Origin of the sequence: Mesorhizobium sp. B2-4-19 (genome assembly GCF_006441315.1) — a bacterium.
GTDB lineage: Bacteria > Pseudomonadota > Alphaproteobacteria > Rhizobiales > Rhizobiaceae > Mesorhizobium.
This window is the reverse complement of the sequence record NZ_VFUV01000001.1, coordinates 329,051-341,159: the sequence shown is the minus strand read 5'-3', so window position 1 is coordinate 341,159 and position 12,109 is coordinate 329,051. Positions and strand designations below refer to the sequence as shown.

Sequence of the window (12,109 nt, the reverse complement as noted above, 5' to 3'; positions counted from 1 at the left end):
CGATCCCGTTAACGTCCCATCAAGGTTAATGCATCATTTTGCTCTCCAGTGGGGTCAGTAGCGTTCCTGGAGAGAGTTCCGTGCATCGACGCGTCTTGAAGCGGCTTGTTGCCGCCGCCGGTGAGAAGAAACGCAATTTTGTGTCTCCTTTCATCATCGGCCTCGGCATCTGGATCGGCTTCCCGACCGTCGCCGCCTACCAGGACATGACCAGCCTCGTCTCCGGCCTCGAATCGCCGACCGCGCGCTGGAATTCCTATGTCGAGAGATCCGTCGCTGGTTCGACCCATGCTGCCGAGATGCCCTTCGTCGATTCCGATGTCACCGGTTCGATCTCCGGATCGGGTATTCACCTGGCTGGCGTCGGCAACGTGTCGTTTCGCGGCAAGGGCGGCAAGGTCAGCGGCTCGCCCGACGAGGATCGGGTGGTGCGCGCCGACAAGAAGGGCCGCATCGTCCAGGTGTCTCCCGTTGCGCCGCCGAAGAACTTCAATGCTGGTTCGATCTTCCAGCGGACCTCCTCTTTGATGCGGCCGAGCATGGACGGCGGCCTGAAAATGGCTTTTGCCAAGCCGCAGATCAAAGGCAAGGAAATCCAGATCGCCGCGGAATTCCATGCGCGTGAGGACAAGAAGCCGGATCCCGGCGTGCCGGCCATGCTTGCGGCCCTGGTCAACAACGATCATCCCGATGTTCTGGCGACGGCCTATGCGCAATCCGAGCCGGACTATGCCAAGGCCTCGCCCTTCGAAGCCCTGCTGCAGGATGAGCAGCCCAACAGCGGCCGCTTCATCCCGCCGATGGCCAAGGGCGACCATTGGTGGATCCAGAACCCGCTGCCGGCCAGCGTCTTCTCCAAGCCTGAGCAAAAGTGCTTGGCCAACGGCATCTATTTCGAGGCGCGGAGCGAATCCGTGCGCGGCCAGGCCGCCGTTGCGCAGGTCGTCCTCAACCGCGTGCGCAATCCGGCCTATCCCAATTCGATCTGCGGCGTCGTCTATCAGAATGACGGCTGGTTCAACCGCTGCCAGTTCTCCTTCGCCTGCGACGGCAGGAAGAAGAGCGTCGACAGCCCGGCCGCCTACAAGACCGCGCAGGATATCGCCATGGCCGTCACCGCCGGCAAGATATTCATTCCCGAGGTCGGATCGTCGACCCACTACTATGCCCAATATGTCCATCCGGGCTGGGCGCGCACCATGCAGAAGATGACGAAGATTGGCCTGCATATCTTCTACCGCACCTATGGCGGCGGCTGGAGTTGAGAGCTCGCCAGCCGATGGTCTTTTCCATCGGCCGCGGGCTCGACCAGGCAGCCATTGCCGGGAGGATTCGCGCAGCGCATCCCCATCATCGCGGCGGGCACGATGTCGCACCCCGCTAATCAATTGATTTTATTGCTTAAAATACATGGCAATGATCTTCCGCCCGTGGCTTGACGGGCGCAAACCCTCTAACTATGTTGCCGGCGACTTTAGAAGCGGACGGACGGTGACGGTCTGACCGGGCAGGGGGGTTGCGATGGCCGATAAAAGCAGGCCAGACGGAACCGGAGAAACCGGCCGCGGCAAGCAGCATGAACCTGACATCCGCGACGACGATCTTGAGCGACGTCGGCGTGAACTTGAAGCATCGCTTGCGACAAGGCTGCCGAACCGGCTCGAGGGGAAAGACGACGCGAAAGCGGGCAGTGCGGCCGGATATGGCCAGGCGGTCAAACTCTCCAGTGAATTTATCGCTGGCGTGGTGGTGGGCGCCGGCATCGGCTGGATCATCGACCGTATGGCGGGGACATCGCCGTGGGGCCTGATCGTTTTCCTGCTGCTTGGTTTTGGCGCCGGCGTGCTCAATGTCATGCGTTCGGCAGGCGTTGTGGCAGAATTCGGACAGGGCGATAAATCGCGCTCTGGCCGGGACGACAGCAAATGACCGTCTTTTAGGCGGCATTCGGAAATAGCCGCCCTCACGCGGCGATGGTAATTTGGCCGTACGCGGCATTGACGGGGTTAGAACGTGGCAGCTGACAAGGTCGATCCGATCCACCAGTTCCATATCATCAAGCTGATTCCGATTAACATCGGCGGCTACGACCTGTCCTTCACGAACTCGGCATTGTTCATGGTCGCGACCGTGATCGTCGCGGCGGCGTTCCTTTATCTGACCACATCGAGCCGCAGCCTGGTTCCCGGCCGGTTTCAGTCGATCTCCGAGATGGCCTACGAATTCGTCGCAAACATGTTGCGTGACGCCGCCGGCACGCAGGGCATGAAGTTCTTCCCGCTTGTGTTCTCCCTGTTCATGTTCGTGCTGGTCGCCAATCTGCTCGGCCTGTTCCCCTATTTCTTCACCGTCACCAGCCACATCATCGTTACCTTCGGCTTGGCCATCCTGGTGATCGGCACCGTCATCGTCTACGGCTTCATGAAGCATGGTCTTGGCTTCCTGAAACTCTTCGTGCCGAAAGGCGTGCCTCTCGTGATGATGGTGCTTGTCGTTCCGATCGAGGTGATTTCCTTCGTCTCGCGTCCCATCAGCCTCTCGGTTCGTCTGTTCGCCAACATGTTGGCCGGCCACATCACGCTGAAGGTGTTTTCGGGCTTCGTCGTCAGCCTGTCCGCGCTGGGCGCGGTCGGCGTGGCAGGTTCGATCCTGCCGCTGGCCATGGCTGTGGCGCTGACGGCGCTTGAATTGCTGGTCGCCTTCCTGCAGGCCTACGTCTTTGCGGTGTTGACCTGCATGTATCTCAACGACGCCCTGCATCCCAGCCACTAAGTTTTCACCGGCGCACGACGCCAACTACAATCTGCAACGACAACGGAACCACAAGGAGTTTGACATGGAAGTAAATGCAGCAGCTGCAATCGGCGCCGGCATCGCTTGCCTGGGCATGGGTGGCGCGGGCATCGGCCTGGGCAACATCTTCGGCAGCTATCTCTCGGGCGCGCTGCGCAATCCGTCGGCTGCCGATGGCCAGTTCGGCCGCCTGATTTTCGGCTTCGCCGTGACCGAAGCTCTGGGCATCTTCTCGCTCCTGATCGCGCTGCTCCTGGTGTTCAAGTAAGAAACACAGGCTGACGAAGGGGGGCGCATGGTGCGACCTAACCTTATGGACGGGGGAATGAGATGTTCGTGACATCTGCCTTTGCGGAAGAGACCGCGCCCGCCGTGACGGGAGGCGACACGCATTCCGTCACAGGTGTGCCTGCCGAAGCGCACGGCACGTTCCCGCCATTCGATCCTGCGACGTTTCCGTCGCAGCTTCTGTGGCTGGCGATCACCTTCGGGCTGTTCTACCTCTTCTTGAAGAAGGTAGCGATGCCGCGCATTGGCGGTATCATCGATGTCCGCAACGATCGCATCAGCCAGGACCTCGATCAGGCGAGCAAGCTGAAGGGCGAGGCCGACGCCGCCGTTGCTGCCTACGAGCAGGAACTGGCGGAAGCCAAGAAGAACGCCAACTCGATCGGCCAGCAGGCCGCGGATGCAGCCAAGGCGGAAGCCGAGACCGCGCGCAAGAAGATCGAGGCCGCGCTCGACGAGAAGCTTGGCGAGGCCGAGGCGCGCATTTCTTCCATCAAGGCCAACGCCATGAAGGAAGTCGGCGGCATCGCCGAGGACACTGCTTCGGCGATCGTCGAGGCCCTGGTCGGCGGCAAGGCCAGCAAGGCCGAGATCGCGGCCGCGGTCAAATCCGTGGCCCGGTGAGGAGCGCATCATGGACGCTACATCTCTCGCAACGCTCTGGGCCACGATTGCCCTGATCATCTTCCTGGGCGTCGCCATCTACATCAAGGTGCCCGGTCTTATCGCCAAGGCGCTCGACGCCCGCGCTGCCAGGATCAGCAGCGAACTCGACGAGGCACGCAAGCTGCGCGACGAGGCCCAGCAATTGCTCGGCCAGTACAAGAAGAAGCGCAAGGAAGCCGAGCAGGAGGCTGCGGACATCGTCGCGGCCGCTAAGCGCGAAGCCGAAATGCTCGCCACCGAAGCGCACAAGAAGACCGAAGAGTATGTTGCCCGGCGCACGGCACTTGCCGAGCAGAAGATCGGTCAGGCCGAGCGTGACGCGGTCGCCGAAGTGCGCGCCAGTGCCGTCGACATCGCCGTCGAAGCCGCCCGCGCGCTGCTCGCCGCCAAGGTCGACGTCAAGGCCGGAGCCGACCTGTTCAAGGCTTCGCTCGCGGATGTGAAGGCCAAGCTGAACTGAGCTGACAGCATTTGGAACTCAAAAAAGCCGCCTGGGCAACCAGGCGGCTTTTTTGTTGGGAGATGCGCCGAAGCTGCCAATCTCCCCCACGAGGGGGGAGATTGGCCCTTACCGCCGCCTGCGCCCGAGAGATAATCAGTTCGGCTCAGTCCAGCCCGGCCAGGCTCTCTTCCTCAACCACCTCAGCCCCGCCCAGCCTGAACGGCGCGAACGAAATGCGGTGCAGCCGTGCCACCGGGCCAAGCGTCTCGATCGCCGTGCGGTGCCGGGCCGTGGCGTAGCCCATATGGACCTCGAAGCCGTAGCGGTCGTGGTGGCTGCCGCAGCCGCACATCATGCGGTCGCGCATCACCTTGGCGACGATGGAGGCGGCGGCGATCGACTGCGAGCGCTGGTCGCCCTTGATCAGTGCGCGTCCGTCGCATGGCAGTCCTGGCGGCACGTCGCGGCCATCGGCAAGTGCGAGCTTCGGGCGAACCGACAGCCCGACCAAAGCGCGGCGCATCGCCTCGAGGCTGGCCTTGAGGATATTGCTGCCGTCGATGCCTTCGGCGCTGATCGACGCCATCGAAACCGCCTGCGCGGAGCCGAGAATGCGCAGGAACAGCGCCTCGCGCTGCAAATGGCTGAGACGTTTGGAATCGTCGAGGCCTTCGGGGATGTTGGCGGGATCGAGAACGACAGCCGCCGCGACGACCGGTCCGGCCAAAGGACCGCGGCCGGCCTCGTCCATCCCGGCGACCGGCCACAACCCGTCGGCCATCGCCTTCGTTTCGAAGGAGAAATCGGGTTTCTCGACGATTTCGAAGAGAAGCGGAGAATCGGAACGCGCGCGAGCCATGTTGCGGCGAGGTTCGCATCGGCTCCGATTCTCCGCAAGTCCCTCCGGGTCGGGTGGGGCGCCGGACCGGGAGGGCACCGTCTGCAGGCCGGGGCAGGCCGGACGGGATTCCTTGCCGTGGCAGCTCAAACCGCCGCGGCGAATTGCAGTCTCACAGCAGCATCAACTGCTCCTGGTCCTTTCCGGCGGCGATGAACTGGTCGGTGCGCAGCGTGCGCCGTTCGATATTGAGGCCGAGCCGCTTGGCGGTAATTTCGAAGCGGCGGCCGATCTGCCAGGCGTAGGGTCCGGCGCCCTTCATGCGCTTGCCCCATTCCGAATCATAATCCTTGCCGTCGCGCATCGACCGGATCAGCGACATCACGTGGCGATAGCGGTCGGGATAGTGGCGAAGCAGCCAGTCCTTGAAGATCGGGCTGACCTCCAGCGGCAGGCGCAGCACGACGTAACCGGCCTCGCGCGCGCCGGCGGCGTAAGCCGAATCGAGTATCCGCTCCATCTCCTGGTCGGTGAGGCCGGGGATGATCGGCGCCACCATGACCGAAGCCGGAATGCCGGCGTCAGAAAGCTGCCGGATCGCCTCCAGCCGCTTGGTCGGCGTCGACGCGCGGGGCTCCATCGTCCTGGCCAGCATGCGGTCCATTGTCGTCACCGACAGCGCCACCTTGGCCAGTCCGCGTTCGGCCATGCGCGACAATATGTCGATGTCGCGCGTCACCAGGGCGGATTTGGTGACGATGCCGACCGGATGGCCGCGCGCTTCCAGCACTTCGAGGATCTCGCGCATGATCCGGTACTGCTTTTCGATCGGCTGGTAGGGGTCGGTGTTGGTGCCGATGGCGATGGTGCGCGGCTGGTAGCCGTCCTTGGACAGTTCCTTGTCGAGCAGCCGCGCCGCATCCGGCTTGGCGAACAGTTTGGATTCGAAATCCAGCCCCGGCGACAGGCCCATGAACGCATGCGTCGGCCGGGCAAAGCAATAGACGCAGCCATGTTCGCAGCCGCGATAGGGGTTGATCGAGCGGTCGAAGGAGATATCAGGCGATTCGTTGCGGGTGATGATGGTGCGCGGCTTTTCCACCTGCACCTCGGTCTTGAACGGCGGCAGTTCCTCCAGCGAACTCCAACCATCGTCGAAGACATGCCGGCTGACCGGTTCGAAGCGGCCGGACGGATTGATGCCCGCCGACCGGCCGCGGTTGCGGTCCGGACGGATACGCATGCCGCTCTGCTCGATCATCGCATTGGCCATTTCGGCTCGTCCTGCCCCGAAGGCTGCAATGTCGGCGCGCACGATCGGTTCCATCTTGGCCCGCTCCCAGGGACTGTCCATGTTGTTTCGAATCGCTCTGTTCATGGAATTATTCCTATTTTGTTGATGAGAACAAAGCAAGAACTTTTTATGCTGCGCCGCAAAAACTGGCGCTGTGCGCGGCTTTCCGCTATTCGGCTAAATATGCTCAGTGTTCTCATCGAAACCCGCAATGACGAGGAGGCTCTCGCCCGCACGCTTGGCTCGCTGATTGGCGGCGCAGTCGAGGGCATGGTGCGCGAGGTTGTCGTCTGCGACACCGGCTCCACCGACCAGACGCATCATGTCGCCGAGCATGCCGGCTGCCACTATGTGGCAAGCGGCGGTATCGCCGCCGGGATAAGGCAGGCCAAGGGTGATTGGCTGTTGCTGCTGGAGCCGGGCGCGCGGCTGGTGGAGGGCTGGACCGACGCGGTCGTCGCCCACACGGTGAGGCAAACCATGGCGGCGCGGTTTTCGCGCGCGCGGGGCAGCCGAACGCCCTTCCTGGCCAGGGTCTTTTCGGGAAACCGTGCGCTCGCCGACGGGCTGGTGATCAGCAAGCGCCAGGCCGCATCGCTGTCAAAGAGTGCCAGCAGCGCCGAGGCGCTAGCGCGCGGCCTTGCGACGAAGAAGCTCGAGGCCGAGATCTGGGTGGCGCCGCCGAAGCAGCAACACCGCGCGCCGAAATGATTTTTTGCATCTGCTCTGCTCATTGTGCATTGCACAAAATCTGACGCCCGGTTAGCCTTCCCGAGGTGGGTGAATTGGGTTTGGGTCATGCGAGTGGTGGGCATCGATGCGGCATCGGTGTCATGGACGAGGACCCGATGACGCTTTCAACCCCCGACAATTCCGGTGCCGCCAGTCTCGAGGCCGTTGCGCGCAATGGCAGCCTGTTGCGGCGTATTGCCGTGCGCATTCCGACCTATCTCACGGACCTGCGCGAAAACCCTGCCTGGTTGCCGATGTTCATGCTGGCGCGCACCATGGCTGGGCGCCGGACGCATTGGTTGGGCGCAAAACGCTCCCTTCCTGCCGACAATGTCGGGGATACGATGTTCGCAGGTGTCGAGCGGGCGGCGGCGGTCGATGCGCTGCGTTCCGACGGCCTGTTCTCAGGCCTCATCCTGCCGCCGGAGATCCATGAAGAGATCGCGGATTTCGCCGGGCGCACGCCGTGCTTCGGCAATTTCGACCGCCGTCTCGAATTCATGCCGGGCGACCATGCGCAGGCCGAGAAACGCCTGGGCCGCTCTCTGCTCAGCGGGCACTATTTCGAACGCATCCTCGACTGCCCGGCGGCACTCGCCATACAGCGCGATCCGCTGCTTCTCGACATTGCAGCGCACTACCTCGGCGCTCAGGCGAAGCTGATCACGACGCGCGTCTGGTGGAGTTTTCCGACCGGCAAAGCCTCGGACGCCGACAAGAACCTTGCCTCGCTCGGCAAGTATCATTTCGACCTCGACGACTGGCGCATGCTGAAGTTCTTCTTCTACCTCAAGCCGGTCGATGCCGACACCGGTCCGCATGTCTATGTCAGGGGCAGCCACAGGCGCCGCGCCATCAAGCATCAGTTGACCCTGCTGGTCGGCCATCCCGCCCAGGAGGTGCTGGACGTCTATGGCGAGCACAGCCCGGTGACGCTGACCGGCGAAGCAGGCCTCGGCTTCGTCGAGGATCCGTTCGGCTTTCACATGGGCACCGTGCCGACGCGCACGCCGCGGCTGATGATGGAAGTCGGCTTCGGCGTCTCACGCCCCTCGCGCCGGCGCTTTCATGGCGAACCGGTCATTCGCTGAAGGCGGACTGTTGGAAGCGCAATTGCGCGTATTACTTCCCGCGCCGCAGATGTTCGTCCAGGCGAGGCATGATCTCGACGAAGTTGCAGGGCATGTGGCGGTAGTCGAGCTGCGCCTTGAGGATGCCGTCCCAGGCATCCTTGCAGGCCCCGGGCGAGCCCGGCAGCACGAAGACGAAGGTGGCGTTGACGACGCCTGCGGTCGCCCGGCTCTGGATCGTCGAGGTGCCGATCTTGTCGTAGGAGATACGGTGGAACACTTCCGAAAAGCCGTCCATGCGCTTTTCGAAGATCGGCTCCAGCGCCTCCGGTGTCACGTCGCGCCCGGTAAAGCCGGTGCCGCCGGTGGTGATGACGACATCGATGGCCTTGTCCCGCGACCATGCCAGCACCGTGTCGCGGATCTTGTCGCGGTCGTCCGTGACGATGTCGCGGGCGGCCAGGATGTGACCGGCCTCGGTGATACGGTCGGCCAGCGTCTGTCCGGATTTGTCATCGGCAAGGCCGCGCGTGTCCGAAACCGTCAGCACCGCGATACCCACCGGAATGAAGGAACGGCTCTCGTTGATCCCAGCCATGTCACTCAGCCTCCGATGGCATGCTGCGCGTCGCCGCGACGAACCAGTCGGGCTGGCGGCCGCGGATCTCGGCAGCCGCGCGCTTGGCGACGTTGCCGGTCTCGAACAGGCCGAAACATGTCGCGCCCGATCCCGACATGCGTGAAAACCCCGACCCGGCCTTATCGAGCCATGACAGGGCCCTGCCAATGGCGGGCTGCAGTGCAAGGGCTGCCGGCTCCAGATCGTTGCGGGTAATCTCCAGCCAGTTGCGCAGGCTGTGAAAATCGATGCTGCGCGGCAGCGGCGGCAGCGGCTCGCTGTCGCGGCGGGACAGGGCCGCGAAGACATCCGCCGTCGACACCGGCGTCCCTGGATTGACCAGCACCAGTCCCAGCGCCGAAAAGTCCGGTACCATCGACAACTCGTCACCAATGCCGCGCGCCACCAGTGGCTTTGCCGCCAGACACATCGGCACGTCGGCGCCAAGCGAAAGGCCGATCCGCGCCAGGCCGGCGTCGTCCATATCCAAGGTCCATGTCTGTGCCAGTCCGCGCAACACGGCCGCCGCATCGCTCGACCCGCCGCCGACGCCGGAGGCAACCGGCAGGTTCTTTTCCAGTTTTATGGAGACGGGCGGGGTCCGTGAGAGGCCAGCCTCCCGTCGCAAGGCGTCGCGCGCCTTGAGCACAAGATTGCTGGCGTCGAGCGGAACCGCCGGCGCATAACGGCCGGACACGGTGAAATTGTCGCTGTCGGCGAGCGCGATCTCGACCCGGTCGCCAAAGCGTGTGAACACCGCCAGACTGTCGATCAGATGGTAGCCGTCAGCACGCCTGCCGGTGACGTGCAGCGCCAGATTGATCTTGGCATGCGCGTGCCAGATGCACGAACCGATCTCGGTGTCCACGGCGTCCGTCGTATAGGGGATGATGCTCAGTCCTTGGCCAGCCGGTATTCGCCGGTCTTCGGGTCCTTGACCAGCGTTCCCATCGCGCCATTGGCCGCCTGCTTTTCGGTGCGCCGCACCTTGGCCGTCACACGCTCGGCTTCCCGGATGAAAGTGCGGTAGCCAAAATAGGCGGCGACGCCAACGACAGCTAAGAAGATGATCTGCGGCATGTCACAACTCCTACCACGCTGGGCCGGCGAAGGCGGCCGGTCGGGTCGGTTTATGCATGTCGCCCAAAACTGTGTCCGGTTTTGGGAAAACGGCATGCATGGACTTCAAGCCTTCATGCTAGACGGTTTTGCGCGGTTTTCAAAGCCCGAAGCGAGCCCACAATGCGCGCTCTTCCGCCGCATCGATGACGCCGCTGGCGGCGGCAGCGGCGATATCGGGCGCTGAAAAGCCCTTGCTTGAGCCGAACAGGCCGAAACGACCGAGGAAACCGCGCGGCGCGGTGATCAGCCTGAGCTGGGTCTTCGCGCCAAACCGGATCTTCAGCACCGAGCGCATGTCGCCGAGTGCATCGACGAGGCCGAGTTCCAGGCCTTTCTTGCCGGTCCAGAACAGGCCGGTGAACAGATCCGGATCGTCCTTCAGCTTCGTGCCGCGCCGCTCCTTGACCAGATCGATGAAGGTTTCGTGCACCTCGAGCTGCAGCGCCTTCAGCCGTTCCACGTCTTCCTTTTTCTCGGGCTTGAACGGATCGAGCACCGCCTTGTTCTGGCCTGCGGTGTGGACACGGCGCTCGACGCCGATCTTCTTCATCAGTTCGGGAAAGCCGAACGAGGCCGAGACCACACCGATGGAGCCGACGATGGAGGAGGGATCGGCAAAAATCTCGTCGCCTGCGACCGCGATCATGTAGCCGCCCGAGGCCGCGACATCCTCGACGAAGACCAGCACCTTTTTGTTCTTTTCAACAGCCAGGTCGCGGATGCGCCTGAAGATCAGCCGCGACTGCACCGGCGAGCCGCCGGGCGAATTGATCGAGATGGCGACCGCCGGCGCGTCGAAGGAAAACGCCTTTTCGATCAGCCCGGCGGTGGAGGCGAGCGACAGGGTCGGCCGGAACTGGCCGCCACCGGCCATGATCGTGCCGTGCAGCCGGATGACCGGAATGGTGACGACGGTGGAGCGCCAGGATTTCGGCAGCAGGCGGTTGAAAAGGCGTTTCACGAGGGCGCGGTCTCCGGTCGATGGGTTGCAGGCATGTAGGGATTTCCCGGCCAACGGCAATGCGGCGGCGAGGAATAGCTCAATCTCCAAACAGCGAGGCGAGACCGTTGGCAATCATTTCGCTGCGCTCGTCGGGGCCGTTGCCCGATTGCGCGTGAAGCATCAAAGGCGGACGGATGGCAAGCTTTCCGCGCGCGCCGAGCGCTGCCCGCACAATGATACGGATCGCCGCTGCGTCGGGGCGAGGGTGCACCGCCAGCATCTCGGCATCGCCGAAACGGCCTGACATCGCGTCGAGAATGGCGCCGAGCTGTTCGGGCCGCGCGATGACGGCAAGCCCGCCGCGCGGCCTGACCACCGCTGCCGCGCTGCGGATCCAGCTTTCGAACAGCCCGTCCTCCATGACATGGGCTTCCTTTCGCAGCCGGTCAGGCGTGGCGCGGTCCCTGGCTGCGTTGAAGGGCGGGTTCATGATGACATAGTCGAAGTCGTTGTCGGCCAGACCTGCCGCCACCCGGGCCTGGCCTGAAACCGTGACGTCGGCGACGAGCACGGATGCACGATCGCTGAGATGCGCATTGCCGGGGTGAGCAACGGTGGCCGATGCGAAGGCGGCCATTTCCGGTGCGCGTTCGACCAGAACGGCCCGGGCAGCCGGGCAGCGCGACAGCACCGCCAGGCCGGCAGCGCCGGCGCCGGCGCCGAAATCGGCGAGACGTCCGCCAAAGACGGATGGCACGGACGCTGCCAGCATCATCGCATCCATGCCGGCGCGGTGGCCGCCATGCTTGGGCTGGACGAGCCAGAACCGGCCGCGATGGAAGGCATCGACCGTATGGGCCGGCGTGTCCGGGCCAAGGGTGTCAAGGGCAGGGGCGGCTGGCGCGGCCGACATTATTTTGTGCGGATCTCGTTAGCGATGCCGGCGTCCCTGAGGATGCGACGAGCGACATCGGCCTGGTCGGCGTCGACCATGACGCGCTTCTGCAAAAGCCCGATCGAACCTTCGAGAATGCTCATATTCTGATCGGCGACAAAGCAAGCGATACCGGCGTCGCGCATCAGCGATTCGACGAAGGAGATGATCACGGCATCGTTGGTGCGGACAAGCTCTATCATCGTATGAAACTCGCAGTTTGCGCCATTGATGTAAACGGGCAGAGGATTCGGCGGCAGAGCCTTGGCTCCATCCAGGATCGTTAACAGGCTGTCACCGCCGCCGCGCCAATTCGCCACTTGCCGTGGCCGTGTCCGCCGCCCTAGAGTCCGTATCGGGACTAAGGG

General features: G+C 63.5%; 16 protein-coding genes. 8 read left to right on the top strand and 8 right to left on the bottom strand.

Going from position 1 to position 12,109, the window contains the following annotated elements; all coding sequences use genetic code 11:
• The first annotated feature begins 80 nt into the window (after positions 1–80).
• The 6 genes from FJ546_RS01630 to FJ546_RS01605 all read left to right on the top strand — a co-directional run bounded on the left by FJ546_RS01630 (position 81) and on the right by FJ546_RS01605 (position 4,207).
• Positions 81–1,265, top strand: a complete 1,185-nt coding sequence (locus FJ546_RS01630; RefSeq protein ID WP_140887546.1) for a cell wall hydrolase — start codon at positions 81–83, stop codon at positions 1,263–1,265.
• 256 nt (positions 1,266–1,521) lie between these two features.
• Entirely contained in the window at positions 1,522–1,929 is a 408-nt protein-coding gene (locus FJ546_RS01625; RefSeq protein WP_010914825.1) for an AtpZ/AtpI family protein, read from the top strand.
• A gap of 84 nt (positions 1,930–2,013) precedes the next feature.
• On the top strand, positions 2,014–2,772 hold the full coding sequence (locus FJ546_RS01620; RefSeq protein ID WP_140887544.1) for a F0F1 ATP synthase subunit A: 759 nt from the start codon (positions 2,014–2,016) through the stop codon (positions 2,770–2,772).
• Between the two features lie 64 nt (positions 2,773–2,836).
• The gene (locus tag FJ546_RS01615; protein WP_010914827.1) at positions 2,837–3,061 is read left to right on the top strand and encodes a F0F1 ATP synthase subunit C; all 225 of its coding nucleotides are present in this window, start codon (positions 2,837–2,839) and stop codon (positions 3,059–3,061) included.
• A gap of 62 nt (positions 3,062–3,123) precedes the next feature.
• The gene (locus tag FJ546_RS01610; protein ID WP_140887542.1) at positions 3,124–3,705 is read left to right on the top strand and encodes a F0F1 ATP synthase subunit B; all 582 of its coding nucleotides are present in this window, start codon (positions 3,124–3,126) and stop codon (positions 3,703–3,705) included.
• Positions 3,706–3,715: 10 nt separating this feature from the next.
• Positions 3,716–4,207, top strand: a complete 492-nt coding sequence (locus FJ546_RS01605) for a F0F1 ATP synthase subunit B (protein WP_140887541.1) — start codon at positions 3,716–3,718, stop codon at positions 4,205–4,207.
• Positions 4,208–4,352: 145 nt separating this feature from the next.
• Here the strand turns inward: FJ546_RS01605 and FJ546_RS01600 are convergent, their stop codons facing one another.
• Both FJ546_RS01600 and FJ546_RS01595 read right to left on the bottom strand, forming a co-directional pair.
• Positions 4,353–5,048, bottom strand: coding sequence for a ribonuclease HII (locus FJ546_RS01600; RefSeq protein ID WP_140887539.1), 696 nt, complete (start codon positions 5,046–5,048; stop codon positions 4,353–4,355).
• A gap of 151 nt (positions 5,049–5,199) precedes the next feature.
• A complete protein-coding gene (locus tag FJ546_RS01595) occupies positions 5,200–6,354 on the bottom strand; it encodes a PA0069 family radical SAM protein (RefSeq protein WP_140888035.1) in 1,155 nt (384 codons plus the stop codon).
• Between the two features lie 150 nt (positions 6,355–6,504).
• Between FJ546_RS01595 and FJ546_RS01590 the strand changes: the two genes are divergently transcribed.
• Together FJ546_RS01590 and FJ546_RS01585 are read left to right on the top strand one after the other, a co-directional pair.
• On the top strand, positions 6,505–7,032 hold the full coding sequence (locus FJ546_RS01590; protein WP_140887537.1) for a glycosyltransferase: 528 nt from the start codon (positions 6,505–6,507) through the stop codon (positions 7,030–7,032).
• Between the two features lie 137 nt (positions 7,033–7,169).
• Positions 7,170–8,144, top strand: coding sequence for a hypothetical protein (locus tag FJ546_RS01585; RefSeq protein WP_140887535.1), 975 nt, complete (start codon positions 7,170–7,172; stop codon positions 8,142–8,144).
• A gap of 31 nt (positions 8,145–8,175) precedes the next feature.
• On the opposite strand, the gene moaB is transcribed toward FJ546_RS01585, so the two are convergent.
• From moaB to FJ546_RS01555, 6 genes are all read right to left on the bottom strand, one after another.
• On the bottom strand, positions 8,176–8,721 hold the full coding sequence (gene moaB, locus FJ546_RS01580; protein ID WP_140887534.1) for a molybdenum cofactor biosynthesis protein B: 546 nt from the start codon (positions 8,719–8,721) through the stop codon (positions 8,176–8,178).
• A gap of 1 nt (position 8,722) precedes the next feature.
• Positions 8,723–9,610 carry a 4-(cytidine 5'-diphospho)-2-C-methyl-D-erythritol kinase gene (locus FJ546_RS01575; protein WP_140887532.1) on the bottom strand — a complete coding sequence of 296 codons (888 nt, stop codon included), beginning with the start codon at positions 9,608–9,610 and terminating at the stop codon, positions 8,723–8,725.
• A gap of 26 nt (positions 9,611–9,636) precedes the next feature.
• On the bottom strand, positions 9,637–9,822 hold the full coding sequence (locus tag FJ546_RS01570) for a hypothetical protein (protein WP_140887531.1): 186 nt from the start codon (positions 9,820–9,822) through the stop codon (positions 9,637–9,639).
• 139 nt (positions 9,823–9,961) lie between these two features.
• Positions 9,962–10,825 carry a S49 family peptidase gene (locus tag FJ546_RS01565; protein WP_140887529.1) on the bottom strand — a complete coding sequence of 288 codons (864 nt, stop codon included), beginning with the start codon at positions 10,823–10,825 and terminating at the stop codon, positions 9,962–9,964.
• A gap of 79 nt (positions 10,826–10,904) precedes the next feature.
• A complete protein-coding gene (locus tag FJ546_RS01560; protein WP_140887528.1) occupies positions 10,905–11,720 on the bottom strand; it encodes a tRNA1(Val) (adenine(37)-N6)-methyltransferase in 816 nt (271 codons plus the stop codon).
• Positions 11,720–11,944, bottom strand: coding sequence for a DUF2007 domain-containing protein (locus tag FJ546_RS01555; protein WP_140888033.1), 225 nt, complete (start codon positions 11,942–11,944; stop codon positions 11,720–11,722). The genes FJ546_RS01560 and FJ546_RS01555 overlap by 1 nt, the downstream gene beginning before the upstream one ends.
• Positions 11,945–12,109: the final 165 nt, after the last annotated feature.